This is a genomic window from Mediterraneibacter faecis, assembly GCF_055383675.1.
Map to the genome: position 1 here is coordinate 633889 of NZ_AP043803.1, position 18446 is coordinate 652334.

At 42.1% G+C, this 18446-nt stretch carries 13 protein-coding genes and 1 pseudogene; 8 read left to right on the forward strand and 6 right to left on the reverse strand.

Annotated elements, in window-relative coordinates:
* Positions 1 to 130 precede the first annotated feature (130 nt).
* Positions 131 to 1150, forward strand: a complete 1020-nt coding sequence (locus tag ACZ47Z_RS03045; protein WP_015528013.1) for an NUDIX domain-containing protein — start codon at positions 131 to 133, stop codon at positions 1148 to 1150.
* A gap of 134 nt (positions 1151 to 1284) precedes the next feature.
* Here ACZ47Z_RS03045 and ACZ47Z_RS03050 read toward each other — a convergent pair whose 3' ends face one another.
* Together ACZ47Z_RS03050 and ACZ47Z_RS03055 are read right to left on the reverse strand one after the other, a co-directional pair.
* Positions 1285 to 2670 carry a UDP-N-acetylmuramoyl-tripeptide--D-alanyl-D-alanine ligase gene (locus tag ACZ47Z_RS03050; protein ID WP_117890781.1) on the reverse strand — a complete coding sequence of 462 codons (1386 nt, stop codon included), beginning with the start codon at positions 2668 to 2670 and terminating at the stop codon, positions 1285 to 1287.
* Positions 2670 to 3722 (reverse strand): D-alanine--D-alanine ligase family protein, encoded by a 1053-nt coding sequence (locus ACZ47Z_RS03055; RefSeq protein WP_117827511.1) that lies wholly within the window; start codon positions 3720 to 3722, stop codon positions 2670 to 2672. The genes ACZ47Z_RS03050 and ACZ47Z_RS03055 overlap by 1 nt, the downstream gene beginning before the upstream one ends.
* A gap of 352 nt (positions 3723 to 4074) precedes the next feature.
* On the opposite strand from ACZ47Z_RS03055, the gene ACZ47Z_RS03060 reads away from it, so the two are divergent.
* On the forward strand, positions 4075 to 4413 hold the full coding sequence (locus ACZ47Z_RS03060) for a hypothetical protein (RefSeq protein WP_157050508.1): 339 nt from the start codon (positions 4075 to 4077) through the stop codon (positions 4411 to 4413).
* A gap of 175 nt (positions 4414 to 4588) precedes the next feature.
* On the opposite strand, the gene ACZ47Z_RS03065 is transcribed toward ACZ47Z_RS03060, so the two are convergent.
* Positions 4589 to 5671 (reverse strand): CdaR family transcriptional regulator, encoded by a 1083-nt coding sequence (locus tag ACZ47Z_RS03065; protein ID WP_464525866.1) that lies wholly within the window; start codon positions 5669 to 5671, stop codon positions 4589 to 4591.
* 312 nt (positions 5672 to 5983) lie between these two features.
* Here ACZ47Z_RS03065 and ACZ47Z_RS03070 point away from each other — a divergent pair, with 312 nt between their 5' ends.
* The gene (locus ACZ47Z_RS03070) at positions 5984 to 7120 is read left to right on the forward strand and encodes a glycerate kinase family protein (protein ID WP_464525867.1); all 1137 of its coding nucleotides are present in this window, start codon (positions 5984 to 5986) and stop codon (positions 7118 to 7120) included.
* Here ACZ47Z_RS03070 and ACZ47Z_RS03075 read toward each other — a convergent pair.
* From ACZ47Z_RS03075 to ACZ47Z_RS03085, 3 genes are all read right to left on the reverse strand, one after another.
* Positions 7107 to 7742, reverse strand: a complete 636-nt coding sequence (locus ACZ47Z_RS03075) for a GNAT family N-acetyltransferase (RefSeq protein WP_055173111.1) — start codon at positions 7740 to 7742, stop codon at positions 7107 to 7109. The genes ACZ47Z_RS03070 and ACZ47Z_RS03075 overlap by 14 nt on opposite strands.
* The gene (locus ACZ47Z_RS03080; protein ID WP_226871310.1) at positions 7739 to 9844 is read right to left on the reverse strand and encodes a M28 family peptidase; all 2106 of its coding nucleotides are present in this window, start codon (positions 9842 to 9844) and stop codon (positions 7739 to 7741) included. Before ACZ47Z_RS03080 ends, ACZ47Z_RS03075 begins: the two co-directional genes overlap by 4 nt.
* Positions 9845 to 9920: 76 nt before the next feature.
* A complete protein-coding gene (locus ACZ47Z_RS03085) occupies positions 9921 to 10835 on the reverse strand; it encodes a LysR family transcriptional regulator (RefSeq protein ID WP_020436134.1) in 915 nt (304 codons plus the stop codon).
* Positions 10836 to 11054: 219 nt separating this feature from the next.
* On the opposite strand from ACZ47Z_RS03085, the gene garD reads away from it, so the two are divergent.
* From garD to ACZ47Z_RS03110, 5 genes and pseudogenes are all read left to right on the forward strand, one after another.
* Entirely contained in the window at positions 11055 to 12572 is a 1518-nt protein-coding gene (garD, locus tag ACZ47Z_RS03090; RefSeq protein WP_464525868.1) for a galactarate dehydratase, read from the forward strand.
* Positions 12573 to 12792: 220 nt separating this feature from the next.
* Positions 12793 to 14718, forward strand: coding sequence for a sigma 54-interacting transcriptional regulator (locus ACZ47Z_RS03095; RefSeq protein ID WP_464525869.1), 1926 nt, complete (start codon positions 12793 to 12795; stop codon positions 14716 to 14718).
* Positions 14719 to 15167: 449 nt separating this feature from the next.
* Positions 15168 to 16067, forward strand: a pseudogene (gene garR / locus ACZ47Z_RS03100) (2-hydroxy-3-oxopropionate reductase); the annotation flags it as partial.
* A gap of 14 nt (positions 16068 to 16081) precedes the next feature.
* Entirely contained in the window at positions 16082 to 17494 is a 1413-nt protein-coding gene (locus ACZ47Z_RS03105) for a GntP family permease (RefSeq protein ID WP_118110509.1), read from the forward strand.
* A gap of 20 nt (positions 17495 to 17514) precedes the next feature.
* Positions 17515 to 18402 carry a dihydrodipicolinate synthase family protein gene (locus ACZ47Z_RS03110; protein WP_015528000.1) on the forward strand — a complete coding sequence of 296 codons (888 nt, stop codon included), beginning with the start codon at positions 17515 to 17517 and terminating at the stop codon, positions 18400 to 18402.
* Positions 18403 to 18446 lie beyond the last annotated feature (44 nt).

Consider the following 18446-nt stretch of genomic DNA (forward strand, 5'->3'; position numbering starts at 1 on the left):
CCGCGATAACTTGAGAAACTCGCAGAGCGTGTTTCTCATAGTTGTTGGGTTCAAGCGGATAAAATCTGCAGGTGAAGCAATTGTGTACCTGCATCAGACATAAAGAAAGTGGAAAGAAAAGAGAAGTACGATGAACAGACAAAGCACATTATGTTATATTGAAAAAGACGGAAAATATCTGATGCTTCACAGAGTAGTGAAGAAAAATGATGTGAATAAAGATAAATGGATCGGCGTCGGCGGACATTTTGAATATGCAGAGAGTCCGGAGGAATGCCTTTTGCGTGAAGTGAAAGAGGAGACTGGTTATACGTTGACTTCCTGGAAATACAGAGGAATCGTGACGTTTGTATACGGTGAAGATGTGGTGGAGTATATGTCACTGTATACGGCAGATGGATTTACCGGTGATCCAATCGAATGCGATGAGGGCGTTCTTGAATGGGTGGAGAAAGAAAAGATAAAGGATCTGAATTTATGGGAAGGGGACAAGATTTTCTTCCGTCTGATGGACGAAGAAGAGGAATTTTTCTCTTTAAAACTTGTGTACAATAAGTCAGATGTGTTAGAGTATGTGGCACTCAACGGAAAGCCGATGGAACTTTTTGATGTGATTGATGAAGATGGAAATAAAACAGGTCAGGTGAAAGAACGCGGTGTTGCACATAGAGATGGCACATTGCATGCAACGGTACACATCTGGATTGTACGTCCGAATCAGGAGAGTGGTTATGATGTACTCCTTCAGAAACGAAGTGAATGTAAAGATTCGAACCCGGGAGCGTATGATATTTCTTCTGCAGGGCATGTCAGTGCCGGGGATGAACTGATGGAAAGTGCATTGCGTGAGATGGAAGAGGAACTTGGAATTCATGCGAGAGAAGATCAGCTTCAGTTTATCGGAACACACAGAGGTCAGTTTGAAGCAGAATTTCATGGAAAACCATTTCGTGACAATGAGCGCAGTACCGTATATCTTTATAGAGAACCGGTGGACATTAAAAATTTGAAATTACAGGAATCTGAAGTGGAAGAAGTAATCTGGATGGATTTCGAAGAATGCAGGAAGGGTATTGTGGATGGTACCCTGCCGAACTGCATTTATGAAGGAGAATTCCAGATGGTAGGAAAAGCACTCGGGATAGAGTAAGAAAACGGAATAGAAGATAGAACAAGCGTGAGAAAAAAAGAGTTGAACCTTGCTTGTCCGGGGCAGTAGAATGGTCCGGACAGAAGTTTCAACTCTTTTTTAAGACTGACTTATATTTTCAGTGTGGTTTCAGCTTATGCTTCTTCTGACAGTTTCTTCACAATCTCAGGGAATTCCATAAAGTGGGAAGCTTTGACCAGAATCGTATCATTTTCATTGAGAATCTGTCCCATGTTCTGGTAAAAGTCTTCTTTTGTGTCAAAATGGAAAACTTTCATGTTCTTCTCTGTTGCAAGAACAGTTTCCTTTGCAGCTTCTGCCATATCTTTAGAAAGTGCTCCGATGCAGACCAAAACATCAGTGTTTTTAAATGCTGCATATGCTCCGACTTCGCGGTGCATCGCAAGCTCATCGGCACCAAGTTCGCCCATATCGCCAAGGATAGCGACCTTTCTTGTGTCTGCATATGCAAGTACGTCAAGAGAGGACTTCATAGATGCCGGATTGGCATTGTAGCAGTCATCAATGATCGTGTAATGCTTTGCTTCAATCAGGTTGTTACGTCCGGCAATCGGAATGAGCTTTTCAATTCCGCGTGCAATCTCATCATTATTCATGCCAAGCGCATATCCGACAGCAACTCCGGCTAAAGCGTTATAGATCATATGATCTCCCGGGATTGAGATATGTGCATGGAAACGGGATGTTGGAGTAACAAACTCAGCGTATGTTCCTTTTAATCCTTTACGTTCAATATTTTCTACATGGAACGGGCAGGAAGAGGTAAGACCGAAGTAAACAGGAGTTCTTCCATCACGGGAAGTGTAGCTTTTCAGCTTATCATCATCCCCGTTGAAGATAACAGAACCTTTCGGATTCATGTAGTCTGTCATGGAACTCTTTTCCTTTAGGATTCCGTCTCTTGTTCCAAGATTCTCAAGATGTGCATATCCGATATTAGTGATCACGCACACATCCGGGCGGGCAATCTTAGCCAGTGGTTTCATATCTCCAAAATGGCTGATTCCCATCTCAAGAACTGCAACCTCATGTTCCTCACGGATATTGAATACGGTCAGAGGAAGTCCAATCTCATTGTTGAAGTTTCCTTCTGTTTTCAGTACATTATATTTCTCGGAAAGTACAGATGCAATCATTTCTTTTGTGCTTGTTTTTCCAACACTTCCGGTGATACCTACAACTTTGATATCGAGGGAACGGCGATAGTGTTCAGCTAAGTCTTTCAATGCTTCTGTGCAGGATGAAACGCGGATATAAGGATAATCAACGTCACCAAGATCCTGCTCAGAGAGGGAACAGAGTGCACCTGCTTCCATGACCTGCGGGATAAAACTGTGTCCGTCAACACGGGCACCTTTGATCGCAACGAAAAGAGTATCTTTTACTACTTTACGGCTGTCGATCGCAACACTTGAGACCTCACAGTCTAAGAATGCAGGATCACCGCAATAAATTCCGCAGCAGGCATCTGCGATTTCAGATAATGTCATATGTTTCATTAATATCTTGCCTCCATGGACTTCTTAATGATCAGTTCGCAAAGATCGCCGTATTCGATTCCATAAACCTTAGCTTCCTTCGGGAGAAGACTTGCGGAAGTCATTCCAGGAAGGGTATTCATCTCCAGGCAGAACAGATTACCATCTGCATCAAGCAGGAAGTCTGCACGGCTGTAAACATTAAGTTTCAGTGCATTGAACGCTTTTACAGTGAGTTCCTTCATGCGTTCTGCAACTTCTTCCGGAATATCAGCCGGGCATACTTCAGAAGTAGCTCCGTCCTGATATTTATTCGCATAATCAAAGAATCCTGTCTTCGGGATGATCTCGATCGGAGGAAGTGCTGTTCCGTCAATGATACCGCATGCAAACTCACGCCCCTTAATGTATGGCTCAACAACAAGTTCATCTTCGTAGCGGAAGGACTTCTTCAGAGCCTCTGCATATTCTTCATCTGTATTTACAATATAAACTCCGATACTGGAACCACCTGAGCAAGGTTTAACAACAACAGGAAGTGTCAGACCAAGTGACTGGTAAGACTGATCTTCAGAGTTCTTATAAATCGTTCCACCTCCCGGAGTGTCTACGCCAGACTCAAGGAAGATCTGCTTTGCAACACCTTTGTGCATTGCAACCGCACATCCAAGAGAGTCAGGTCCTGTATATTTAATACCAAGCAGATCGAAAGATGCCTGCAGCTTTCCATTCTCACCTTCACCACCGTGAAGACCGAGGAAAGTAATGTCAGCCAGACGGCAAAGTTCGATTACATTCGGGCCGAAGAAGCAATCTGACTGATCCGGACGGGAAGCCTTAACAGCTTCAAGATCCGGTTCCTCCGTGCTGATATTCTTCACAATCTCAAGTCCGTGATCCGGAAGAGTAAAGACATCCTCCAGATTCTCCGGCGCATTCTCTAATCCCATGAATACATCCAGAAGAAATGCATCATGTCCTTTTTCAACTAATGTACGACAGATTCCGGCAGCAGAAGAAAGTGATACGTCGCGTTCTGTGCTTAAGCCTCCTGCTAATACAATGATTTTCATAATTTTATACTCCTTAAATGATTTATTCTGTTCTAGTTCTTTTTCTTATTTGCCTGCTGCTTATAGATAATGATAAGCAATATTCATGCTTTTACGATTATAGCACATGTTGGCAGAAAGTAAAACAGGGGGAATAAAGATTTAGCGGAGGGATTCTTTCTCCCCTTGCTACATTATTTTTGCTATATTCAATGTATTAAATCCCATTGACAATTCACAGAAAATACTATTATTATTATATATATAAACAGTTTTTAATTGTGCAAATCAACATTTTATTGTTAAAAAAGAGGTAATTCCACTGGGAGTCATAAAAAATCAAATCAAATTTTTTATTGAAAGGGGAAATTATATGAAAAAGGTTATATGTTTATTTTCCGCATTTTTATTACTTTTATCATCTGCCATGACAACATATGTACACGAAACAGACTCTCAAGATTACCTATCAATTCCAAGTTATAACGAAACATACTCTGCACACCCAACGGATAATAATTTTTTGTCACTAAAAGAATATAATACAGAGTACTCCGATGGAGAAAATCCTTTAAAAACAAACTCTCAAGATTACCTATCAATTCCAAATTATAACAAAACATACTCTGCACAACCAACAGATAATAATTTTTTGTCACTAAAGGAATATAATACAGAATACTCCAAAGGAGAAAATCCTCTAAATAAATAGATTCTCCTTTACCCACTCAAAATGTCCTTGATATATATGCTATTTCCCATATCCGAAAACAAAAACCATTATTTTAGGACAATAAGCGGGAATCCTCGGCAATTCAATTACCGAGATGAAAGCGCAAGATTGTGCATGGGTATATTTTTACCCCAGCTAAAATCAAGTTGTACAGTTATTTAATCTTCCCAGCCAGATAAAGCAGCACCGCATCCTGAAATTTTCTCGGATTCAGTGAACATTTCTTCTGAATCGCATTCAACTTATATTGTAATGTATTTTTATGGAGAAAGAGTCGTTCGCTTGTGGCGGCGAGAGACATTTCTTCGGAAAAATAAACTTCCAGCAAGTGCAGTTCTTGTTCATTGAGCGAGGCGATTGTCTTGGTTAAATATTCTTTCTGATTTTCCGGTGTGATCGTAGAAAGAATCAGTTCAAGTGTCAAACCATCAAAAATAACATAGTGTTCAGATGAAATTATAAGGCTGCGCAAAGCAGTTTCAGCAGATTGATAGGAGGTATGGAGCTGGAAGAGTGATGTCGGTTTTCCAACTGCAATATCTAAAATATCGAAATGTTCTTTTGCAAAGAGTTTAAAAATATAATTCTGTTTTTCAAAATCAGTTTCTTCGATCAAAGCAATAAAATCCCCCGGATAATTAAATGTGTGAAGACAGACATGTGCCTGTGCAAACATTTGTTGAATTTTCTGTTCTAAAATAGAGCGGTTTGTAATTGGATTAGGTTTATTTGTGCGAATAAGAACAATTCTTTTCTTTGTGTTGAGATCAATCTTAAATTCATGTAGACAGGAGGTGAGGTATTCCTGATTGTCGGTTTCATTTCTGATCAAAGACTGAATGACAAAATGTTTTTTATCGGCCTGTCTGCGGCTGTACTGATTTAGTTCCTGCTCCCGGATCAGAAGATTGGTGATGCGTTCTGCGAGATAAGCATAACTGCGGACTTTATCAGGTATACCGGTGATTCCGATGACGGCCAGCAGATGTTCATTATGATAAAGTGGAAGATTGATTCCCTGTTTTGTGCCGGAAAAATTGTTGTCTTCTGTTACTTCCAGTACAGAACCGGAAGCAGCGACCTGTTGTCCAATCTCGTGAAAGGTTCCGACACGGGATGAGTCTGTGCTGGCGAGAATGATACCAGATGGAGCAATAAAGTTGATGTCATGATCACAGACATCTTTGATTGTATTTACGATTTGTTCTGCGAGTTCGCGGTCAATTTTAGTTATCATAGAATTTTTATTATATCCTTTCTTTTGACATAACTGTTCAGAGCCAACCTCCAAAATGCTACGCATTTCGTCGGTGTGGCGTATCCGCCAAATAAAATTTCAAAAACAGTCTTAAAAATGCAAGCATTTTACATCTGTTTTATGAAATTTTGCTTGGCTCTGAACAGTTACCATTTTACTATAAAATGTTATATATAACAAATAATAATAGAATAAATTTAAAATAATGTCACATGTAACATATTTGAGAAACAAGAAATTTGGTATCCTAATATTAATAAAACACAGAACAGACATGGAAAGGAGTTTATTATGAAAATAGTAACAGCAATTGATTCTTTTAAAGGAAGTATGACTTCTATGGAAGCAGGACAGGCAGCGGCAGAGGGAATCCAAAGAGTGGATGTGGATGCAGAAGTGATTGTAAGACCGTTAGCTGACGGAGGGGAAGGTACAGTAGAGGCTCTTGTATCCGGAATGAACGGAACATTACAGAAAGTACAGGTGACAGGACCACTCGGCGAACCAGTGATCTGTGAGTATGGTATCATTGAAAGCACAAAAACAGCTGTGATCGAGATGGCGGGGGCAGCAGGAATTACATTGGTTTCTGATGAAGAGAGAAATCCGCTGAATACAACAACATATGGCGTGGGAGAAGTAATTCGTGATGCGATTGACAAGGGATGCAGACGTTTTCTCGTCGGAATCGGCGGAAGTGCGACAAATGACGGGGGAGTCGGGATGCTTCAGGCATTAGGTTACGGTTTCCTTGACAAAGACGGAAATCAGGTTCCATTTGGTGCAAAGGGTTTGAAGGTTTTGGAGGAAATCACAGATACTTATGTGCTTCCGGAATTAAAAGAGTGTAAGTTTAAGATTGCATGTGATGTAACAAATGCTCTTTGCGGAGGACAGGGATGCAGTGCAGTATTTGGTCCTCAGAAAGGAGCAACACCGGAGATGATCTGTCAGATGGATCAGTGGCTAGGATATTATGCAGCATTGGCGAAAGAAAAATTCCCAAAGGCAGATGCAAAGCAGGAAGGAACAGGAGCAGCAGGAGGCCTTGGATTCGCATTTCTTACATTTACAGATGCTGTGTTGGAATCAGGAATTAAAATCGTGCTGGAAGAGACACAGTTAGAAGAGTATGTAAAGGATGCAGACCTTGTCATCACGGGGGAAGGCCGGATGGATGGTCAGACAGCGATGGGAAAAGCTCCGGTTGGAGTGGCTGCACTTGCAAAGAAATACGGCAAGCCGGTACTTGCATTTGCAGGCGCAGTCGAAAGAGATGCCAGAAAATGTAATGAACATGGTATCGATGCATTTTTCCCTATCCTGCGAGGTGTAGTTACGCTGGAAGAGGCAATGAAGAATGAAAATGCTAAGAGAAACCTGGCAGATACTGCGGAACAGGTGTACAGAACATTTACAATTCTTTGATCATACAATATTGTTTTAACTGAAAATGAGGTTTCTCCACGATTCCGAATGTCTTGAATCCAAGATGCTCATAAAATGGCACATTTTTCGGATTATGTGTCTCAAGAGAAATCATCATATCATTGCGATCGGCGCAGGCAATGACTTCATTCATCATCATTTCTGCGAGACCGTGATGTTGAAATTTCGGATCAACGGCGAGGTAGATGACATGAAGTCTTCGGGTTTCATGAAGCTGGGCGGTCCAAGCGGAGTTGAGGTAATCTTTTCCGAGGACAAAGTTGAAAAATGTCTTCATAGTCGGATCCTCGTGGAGCAGCCAGCCGTCTGTGATGAGGCTTTCTTTCAGGCTGACAAAATAATTATAAAATGCATGACGGTGATCGGATTCGTCAGAAAGGATCAGGACTCCCTTCAACTCAGGGCTGTCAGCAAAGACTTCACAGGTTTCAAATAATTCAGTTACGTCGCACTCAAGAAGATGTGGCAGCAGACGTTCTTTTGTTGCTTCATCTTCGATCAGGGTGCTGTAGAGCGGGTCGTTCTGAAAGCAGACGGTCAGTATTTCTTTAAGGCGGTCAAGATCCTGTTCCTGTACTTTGTAGAGCTTATCGCTATTCATTGGTTTTCTCCATTCTTTTCTTTATTATAATGTGATGATGTTTCAAGGCAATCGTTTATCAAAGCCTGGATTTTATCAACAGATTGTTTCATATAATGTAAATCATCTTTTAAGTAGGCCTGCTGGCGGCGGATAGCGGCTTCAAGTCTTCTGATCTCAACATCAAGAGAACCTGGGATTGCCATCTGATCCAGTTCTTTCAGACGCTGGACAAGGCCGTAGAGATTCTCATGGTGAAGAATGCGTCCGGCGCCCCACATCAGACGGTCTTTTGGCTGATGTAAAATATATTCCGTAAAGTGATAATAGACTTCTTCATCGAATAAAAATGCGTAGCAGTTATTATCAACTTCATAGAGTGCCTCCAGTGCGGCAGTGATGTTCTGGCTTTCCAGTGCATGGACTGCCTGCTCCAGGTGACAGAGGTTCTGACTGGCAGCAGCATGAGGGAAGCAGACTGCGTCCTGCCAGTCGAGGCGGACGAAGTAGTCCTGCATCTTCCGGAAAATGTGCAGCAGTTTAGAAGAAAGTCCGGACACCATTGGGAAGTCAGCGGAAACAGTATGGTTGTTGATCTCCTGAATCTTTTCATATAATAAATCGGCAGATTCACATACCTTTGAAATACTTTCCAGAAGCGCTGGAATTTCTTCCAATACTTCTGCCGGGGCATTGGACTGTGCTGCAAGACAGTCGGCGACGGAACTTTTCATTGCCAGAAAATGTCTGGAAAAGTCAAGTGGCGGAAGTGTCAGCTGATCCAGTGTAACTAAAAGCCTTGTATAGAGCTCATGGTGGAAACGGTAAACTGCTTCCTGATAGAACTCTTCATTGTCATATTGGGAGTGGTAATGCGTTTCCATAAATGGTCCTGCGCTGAAATCATTTACGGTAGATGGAATACCGGAGATGGCGATGGAAAAATCATCCGACCATGTCTCGATTGGTGCAAGTACTGTCAGTCCATCAGGGTAAGCCTCCTTCGGAACAGTTATATTTTCACAAAAATGTTTCAGAAAATCAGCAGACTCATAAGTAGAACGGATTGCATCCTGTGTGTTATGGGCGTGAGCCGGAAGTTCAAAGTTGAGATCAGCGATCACGCGGCCCTGCCATTCCGGGTGAACACGGAATACCTGGTTCCAGGCTCCGGTTGACCAGTCGAATTTAGAATCACAGACACCCCACTCTTCGGCAGCAAGGGCACATACTGCGATTGTATAGCGCGGTTGATAGCCACTGTCAATCAGAGCCTTTATGATTCCAAATGTCATAGAGACCGCACAATTGTCATCCTGAAATCCGTCAAAATAGGAATCGTAGTGTGCGGAAAGCAGAATCATCCGGTCGTCCCCTTCAGAAGCGGCAGTTCCCGGAAGATATCCGGTAATGTTATAAGCCGGGCGGTTACGTTCAACCCAGGAGGAGGCGTTGAGTTCAACTGCGACAGAGGACGGATGAGATACTGCAGGATCTTCGGGACAGAGAAGTTCTTTTAAATAAGAAGCATCCTGTCTCGAAAGAGAGAATGCAGGGGCATATTCCGGTCCGGCGATATCCTGAGCGTTGAGTGCCCGCGGATCAATCTCAGCATAACCCTGTGTCTGGACAGCAATCAGTCCGACAGCACCTTTCAAATATGCCTGATAGACAGGGTAGTTGATCCACCATTCATCACGCTGGTTGATATCAGCAAGAACAAGCTTACCACGGACATTGAGCCCTTCATAGTCCGATGCGGTTCCACGGCCGACATAGACAAGATCATAAGTCTCGAATCCATCTGTCTCAAAATTCGTCTGATAAGCACCCATCTGACAAGTATGCAGTTCTCCATGTTGATCCTGGAAACGGAGCACAGCACGTTCAAAGGTCCAGGAATCCAGCCAAAATTCATCCTTCGTCACATTCTGAAGTCCGATGCGTTTCATTTCTTCATATAAAAAATCCCCTGTCTTATGTTCCGCATCAGAACCGGCAGTTCGGAAACCGAGTACCGGATTGGTTTTGTGAGTCTCCATCTGCTTTGCCAGCTGATAAGAGTAAGTAATGTCTAGATGTGAAATGCATTCGTTGATTCTGTTTTCTGTCTTTGATTCCATTTATATCACCTCTGAAAGTCTGAGCCTGTTGTATGTGTTTGAGATATCGCCATGACGGCATCTATCTATTCTGCGCTTATTTTAGCACTGCAAGCGAAGTGTTACAAGAGTAGAAATAATTTCCCGCAAGCTCGATCAGTGTCCGCGCCGGCTTGCTGATATAATGTCCCTTGCGATATGCAGCAACAATCTCCCAGGAAGGATGGTCAGGTAATTGAAAATAGGTAATTGCCTCATCTTCCGGATCCATATAATACATCGGTAAAATTCCACAGCAGATATTTTCATGGATCATAGAGATGATCGCATGGTTATTTGAAGTTTCGAACAGAACATTAGGGGTAAATCCGGCATTTTTAAAAACGGAATCAACGATCTCCCGGATGGTAGAGGTTTTCTGCGTGAGGACAAAAGGCTCTTCTCTGAGCAGTGCAAGATCGCCGTTCCTCATATCTAAAGCAGTCACAAGCTTTGTTGGAACGGCAAGAACCATTTCTTCCGAAGCTAGTGTTTCATAGATGATTCCTGATTTTTGCTGCGACCTGGTCAAAGTCATAAAACCAAGGTCAAGTTCACCGGATAAGAGAAGTGGATGCTGATCACGAACGCTGCGTTCAATCGGTTCCACTTCTATACGTGGACAAATATTGTGGAACTTAGGGTAAACACTGGTGAACATGGCAATTCCGCGGCCGGGAGTGAATCCGAGAGTGATATGACCTTTCTGTGCTTCGCAGAGATCGTGAATCTGATTGTAGGCATTCTTCTTTATAAGAAGAATGTCTTTTGCTGCGTTGAGATAGATTTCGCCGGCAGGGGTTGGGTGCCAGTCAGTCCGGGAACGATAGAATAGCGGAGTGCCGAGCTCTTTTTCCAGCTTGAGAAGCTGCTGGTTGAGGGCAGACTGGGTGATGAATAGCTTTTCGGCTGCATGGGTAATATTTTGTTCTTCTGCAATTTTTAAAATATATTCAATCTGTTTTAAATCCATAGGAATAACCTTTCTGCTGATTCTGTGAATGAGCCTTTACATTTCTATTTCCAGTATAATTCGACCGATATGGAATGACAAGAAAAACTATTAAAAAAATTAAGAGAAGTAGAAAAACAATGAATTTTACTTATTAATAGTAAGAGCGTATGATAAAACCATAAAGAACAGCAAAGAAAAATGAAACATTTCTTGCTAAGCGAAAAGGAGGAATCATTCATGGCTAAGCGACTTCTTGTAAAAGTGAATGAAGCAGACAATGTTGCAATTGCAGTGAAAGAAATCAAAGCCGGAACACAGGTTTCAGAAGATCTGGTTACCCGTCAGGATATTCCACAGGCTCATAAAGTAGCGCTTGAGAGAATCCCAAAGGGACAGCCGGTGATTCGTTACGGTGTTATTCTGGGGTATGCTCTGGAAGATATTGAAAAGGGAGACTGGATCAATGAATTTATGCTGGAGCTTCCGACACCACCATCTGTTGATGATATGAAGTATGGAAAAAAGATTGTAACAGATCTTCCGACACCGCCGGTAACAACATTCGAAGGATATAGGAATCCTAATGGTGGATATGCAGGAACGAGAAATATTCTTGGAATCAGCACAACGGTTCAGTGTGTAACCGGTGTACTTAATGTGGCGGTGAAGAGAATCAAAGAAGAACTGCTTCCAAAATATCCGCATGTGGATGACGTAGTTCCAATCAATCATGCGTATGGATGTGGTGTCGCAATCAATGCACCGGAGGCGAAAGTGCCGATCCGTGCTTTACGCAATCTTGTACATCATCCGAATTTTGGCGGACAGGTGATGGTTGTTGCGCTTGGATGTGAGAAATTAACAGTGGAAAAATTGCTGGACGAGGCAGATATTTCCCCGGAAAATGTAATTGTTCTTCAGGAACAGAAAGGTTTCGATGCCATGGTAAATGCCATTATGGAGATGGCAGATAAAAAACTTGCAATTCTTAATCAGAGAAGAAGAGAAACATTACCGCTTTCCGATCTTTGCATCGGTATGCAGTGTGGCGGAAGTGATGCATTTTCAGGCGTCAGCGCAAACCCATCTGCTGGATACGCAGCAGATATGCTTGTAAATGCAGGTGCAACCGTAATGTTTTCAGAAGTTACAGAAGTAAGGGACGGCGTACATTATATCGCAGAACGCTGTGTGAGCAAAGAAGTTTGCGACAAGCTTGCGGCAGAGATGAAATGGTACGACCACTATCTGGAAGAGGGAAATGTTGACAGAAGCGCTAATCCAACTCCGGGAAATAAGAAAGGCGGACTTTGTAATATTGTAGAAAAAGCAATGGGATCAATTGCTAAATCAGGAAGCTCACCGATCGTAGAAGTATTATCTCCGGCAGAGCGCCCGTCAAAGAAAGGTCTTATCTATGCAGCAACACCGGCCAGCGATATTGTATGCGGACCTTGTCAGCTTGCCTCCGGTATCACACTACAAGTATTTATGACCGGAAGAGGAACACCTTATGGACTTGCGGCAGCCCCGGTTATCAAAGTCTGTTCCAGAAATGAGATGAAAGAGATGTGGCAGGATCTGATCGATATCAATGCAGGTCCGGTTGCTACGGGTGAAGCACAGATCTCAGATATCGGTACAGAATTATTTAATAAAATTATTGCGGTTGCAAGCGGAAAAGATCAGAGCTTTGCAGAAAAATATAAACTTCACAATGATCTGTGCATCTTTAATCCGGCACCGATCACCTAAGATATGTTTTTGAAAAATTCTTAGTCTCCTAAAAAGAATATAGAGCTGGCCGCAGAGCGTGCTGCGGCCGGCAAATACACGAACAGAAAAAGAATCTTGTCTCAAATGCTGCGGAGAAGATTCTTTTTCTTTTTATAATAGTTGGGAATAAATTTGTTGATAAAATAGTGAAGTGCGTGATAAGGTAAAAGAAAGTGAATTATAGTCGGAGGCATTTATTATGGTTAAAATAGGAATGCTTCTCCCGGAAGAGCGGATGGTCGAACCGGCGAGAAAAATTATAGAAGAAAATCATCTGGATGTGGTCTATCTTGAGGCTGTGCATACAGTAGATGCAGTGAATAAAGCAAGAGTTGCAGTGGAAGCCGGAGCTCACATTCTGGTAGCCAGAGGATATCAGGCGAAGCTGATCAAAGAATATACGAATATTCCGGTTGTTGAGATTCGTTTTCATGCACAGGAGATCGGTCTGCTCATTCAGAAAGCAAAGACGATTCTTAAGAAAGCGCACCCACATATCGCATTGATCGCATTTGAAAATATGCTCTGTGATATGTCGTATATGGAGCAGCTGTTTGATATACGACTGGATGTGATTTATCTAAAACGTATTGAAGAGGCTGAAAGCATTATTGCAGATTTTGAGGAAAGACCGGATCTGATCATTGGTGGAGAAGGAACCTGTAGAGCAGCAGAAACGATGGGATATTCGACGCTGTTTTATCAATCCACGGAAGAATCGTTAAAAGAAGCCCTTCTTGCAGCAAAGAATGCGTCCTATGCGGCCGAAAGCGAGAAACGTAATACTGCACAGTTTGAAACAGTACTGGATACGTCCTTTAATGGAATTATCAAGGTGAACGCAGAAGGAAGAGTGATTGTAGTCAATAAACTGGTTGAAAATTTGTTAGGAAAGAATAGTGAAGATCTGGTTGGAAAGAGCCTGACGGAGATTCTCCCCGGAATCGATTCGCTCTTGATCGAGAATATTTTAAGCGGAAAGAGCGAAAGCTATTCCACTTCTATTTCTGTCAGGAAAAAGACCTGGATGGCAATGATTGCACCAATCCAGTATGACAATCAGATTACAGGAGCAATTTTGTCTCTTCAGAAGCTGGCAGACAATTCAAAAAAGACCAAGGATATCCAGGGAGATATGCTGCTGCATGGATTTGCGGCGCAGACCAAATTTGAAGATATTCAGACAGAGAATGCACAGATGCGAAAAATGCTTGAAACTGCGAAAATGTATGCCTTGTCTGAACACGCAGTTATGATTTATGGGCAGGCAGGTACAGAGGATTATCTTTTGGCAGAAGCAATTCACAATAATAGTATCCGCAAAGTGGGTCCATATGTCAGCATTAATATGCGGGGAATGGATAAAGAACATCAGATGGAAGAGCTTTTCCGAAGAGAAGCCGGAGATACAGTTTCAACTTTTGGTGCAAAGGGTGCAATGATAAAGGCAAATCACGGAACCTTATTTATTAAAGGAATCGAGCATCTGACTTTGCGTGTACAGCATCAGATTTTGCGTACAATGTTAAGCAGGGCGCAGATGAGAACAGATGCACAGCCACTTGACACGTTGGATGTAAGAATCATAGGATCATCAAAGATAAATCTGAAACATCTGGTGGAAAAGGGAGAGTTTAGCGAGGAATTATATTATATGCTGCAGAGCCTGGTACTTGAGATTCCTTCATTGAATGAACGCCCGGAGGATCTGAGAAATTGTTTTGATAAAGAATTGAAGATATATAAGGAAAAATACAACCGTCCGCTTAGCGTAACAGAAGGAGCATATAAGAAGCTGCAGGAACTGAGGTGGACAGGGAATGGGATCCAGCTACGGTCATTTTGTGAACGACTTGTTCTTACAGCCAAAAAACGCATGATTGATGAAGTCGTTCTTCAAAATTTATATGACGAACTGTTTCCACATGTGGAAGAATCTCATGGAGAGAAGAGGATTCTTGTGTATCGTTCTCAGGAGACAGATGAACTTGAGGAGCTGCTTGAACGTTTCCACGGAAACCGGAAACTGGTGGCAGAAGAGCTCGGTATCAGCACGACAACTCTCTGGAGAAGAATGAAAAAGTATGGAATAGAAGCCAATTATGGGGGAAATGAATTACTATAGGAACAGGTAAATGCATACAGGGAGATGGTTTAAAACTGTCTCCTTTTTTGATGTGAAAAACTGTATTTTGTTATGTATAAAAATGAAGTGAGAATTTGTGTAGAATTCATAATGTTTCAAAAAATGAAAAAATAATTACATATGATGAAATAAATGGAAAGAAATTGAAATTTAAACAAATAGGAAAAAACAGAAACAAAACATAATGAAATAAAAATGAAATACACAATTCAAAAAATGAAAACTTATGAAATCTACATAAATCAGAGCACACTCCATTGAACAATCTGTCAATGGAATCTTTGTACTCAGTTTTGTACAATAAGCATGTCAGATAGATAAGTTACCTGACCAAAGGCAAGGCAGGCAACAAGAAGCGCGCGAATTATCAAAGACGATTAGGAACAAGTTGAAATAGCAGTAATACAAAATATCAGAGATCTGAGAGGAGAAGAACAATGAAAGTTGGATTTATCGGACTTGGAATTATGGGAAAACCAATGTGCAGAAACCTTATGAAAGCAGGATATGAAGCTGTTGTATATAACAGAAGCAAGGCAAGCGTAGAAGAATTGGCAGCGGAGGGAGCACAGGCAGCAGGAAGCCCGGCAGAGGTGGCAGAGAACTGTCAGGTGATCATCACAATGCTTCCGAATTCTCCTCAGGTCAGAGAAGTCTGTTTAGGAGAAAACGGAATCGCTTCCGCAGCAAAAGAAGGAACGATCGTGATCGATATGAGTTCGATCGATCCGGTACAGTCGAAAGAAATCGGAGCAGAGCTGAACAAAAAGGGAATTGACTTAATGGATGCACCGGTCAGCGGTGGAGAGCCAAAGGCGATCGACGGAACAATTTCTGTTATGGTCGGAGGAAGCAAAGAGAACTTTGATAAGTACTATGATTTATTAATGGCAATGGCAGGATCTGTAGTGTATGTCGGAGAACTTGGATCCGGAAATGTAGCAAAGCTCGCAAATCAGGTGATTGTAGCATTGAATATTGCGGCAGTGTCTGAGGCACTGACACTTGCAGTGAAAAATGATGCAGATCCGGAGCTTGTATATAAAGCTATCCGCGGAGGTCTTGCAGGATCTACAGTGCTTGATGCAAAAGCACCAATGATGATGGCTCACAATTTCAAACCGGGATTCCGTATTGAACTCCATATCAAAGACCTGAATAACGCATTGAATGCAGGTCATGCAGTAAATGCAGCACTTCCACTTACTTCACAGGTAATGGAGATCATGCAGTCACTTAAGGCAGACGGAAATGAAAAAGATGATCACAGTGCAATCGTAAAATATTACGAGAAGATTTCTGATACATCTGTTGAGAAAAAGAATTAAGAGAGGTAAGAACTATGAGTGAATCAACCAGAATGATGCTGGGGCTGGTGATCGGAATAGCGATAATGATCGTCCTGGTTATGAAGACGAAGGTACATACATTTATTGCATTATTGCTCGCAGCATTGATTACAGGATTGATCGGGGGCATGCCGGTCGCAGATATTACAAATGCAGCCGGAGAAACGACAGTCGGCGTTATGACCGCTATCAAAGACGGATTTGGAAACACATTGAAAAGTACCGGTATCATAATCGGACTTGGAGTTATGATGGGAGGAATCCTTGAAGTTTCAGGAGCAGCGGAACAGCTTGCATTTACTTTCATCCGTGTAATCGGTAAGAGAAAAGAAGAATGGGCACTGGCAATCACAGGATGGGTTGTATCTATCCCGGTATTCGCAGATTCTGCAATCGTTATTTTTGCACCACTTGTAAAAGCAATGTCTTCCGTAACAGGAATCTCTGTTGTAGGACTTGCACTGTCACTGGCCTGCGGCCTTCAGCTGACACACTGTCTGGTGCCGCCGACACCGGGACCGCTGACAGCAGCCGGAATGCTTGGAGTTGATGTTGGACAGATGATTATGATCGGAGCAGGAATTTCTATTCCGATGCTGATCGTTGTAGTATTCTACTGTAAATATATTGGAAAGAAAATTTATCAGATTCCGAATGAAGATGGACATGGATATGAAAGAAAAGAATTCAAAAAAGAATATATCAAATCCATGGAAGAAGTTGAAAAGCTGGTAGGAGAGAAGAATCTCCCATCATTCACAGCATCTATTCTTCCGATTATCATTCCGATTGTTTTGATTTTTGTTAAAACATTCTGGGGACTGTTTGGAACAGGTGAAGGAGTGGCAAACACAATCATCAGTCTTGTAGGTGAACCAATCTTCGCACTTGGCGTTGGAACAATCATTGCAATCTATGGACTGGTAAGAAAAGAAGATAATAAAAAAGTTATCGGTATCATGGATACAGCAATCAAAGATACAGGTATTATCATGCTGATCACAGGAGCCGGCGGTTCTCTTGGAAATGTAATCAAAGTCAGCGGTATCGGAAATGTTCTTGGAGAGACAGTTGTAGGACTTCCGCTTCCGGCAATCCTGATTCCATTTATCATTGCAGCACTGATGAGAATCGCGCTTGGTTCTGCAACAGTAGCAATCACAACGGCAGCATCCCTGACAGCACCACTGATGGCATCAATCAGTGTATCCCCAATCCTGCTTGCAGCTTCCTGTTGTGTAGGAGCAATTTCATTCTCCTACTTCAATGACAGTGGATTCTGGGTATTCAATGGAATGTTCGGTCTGACAGAATTAAAAGATCAGGTAAGATGTAAAACAGCAGTGTCATTGATCATGGCAGGCGTTGGAATTATAGAATTACTGTTATTACAGTTTGTGCTATAAATTGAAAGGAGTTTTTTATTATGACATTCGTACCAAAGGGAATTATCCCTCCAATTATTACACCATTAACAGATGAGGGTGAAGTAAACTATCCGGTATTAAGACAGATGGTAAATCACCTGATCGACAACGGAGTTCACGGTTTGTTTCCACTTGGAACAACCGGAGAATTCTACGCATTCGATGATGATACATACAGAAAGATCCTTGAGACAGTCGTTGATGAGACAGCAGGACGTGTTCCGGTCTACGGCGGAGCAAGCCACATTACAACAAGAGGAGTTATCAGACTGGTAAAGATCTGTGAGGAGGTCGGAGTTGATGCAGTTTCCGTACTGACACCGATGTTTGTATCCCAGACACAGGATGAGTTGTACAACTACTATAAGACAATCGCAGAAAATACAACACTTCCAATCATCATGTATAACAATAAACCAAAGACAAATGTGACAATCACACCGGCAACAGTTGCAAAACTTGCTGATATTGAAAATATTGTTGCTGTAAAAGACAGTACAGGTGATATGACAAATGCTGCAGAGTATATCCGTCTGACAAGAGGAAAAGATTTCTCTGTACTGATGGGAAGAGATACTTTGATCTACGCAGCTCTTTGCTACGGAGCAACGGGAGCAATCGCATCCTGTGCAAATGTAGCACCGAGAATTGCAGCGGATATCTATGATAAATACGTTGCAGGAGATCTTGAAGGAGCTCTGGAAGCACAGTTTACATTGGCTCCGTTCCGTATTGCATGCGGTATGGGAACATTCCCGGCAGCAATCAAGGAAGGTCTCGTTCAGGAAGGAATTCCGGTAGGAAAATGCTTAGACCCGATCGGCGAACTGACACCGGAAGAGAAAGAGAAGCTGCATAAAGTACTTGCAGATATGAACCTTGTTTAAAACAAGAAGTTATTAAAAAATGTTAATAAACTAAAATTTGCTGC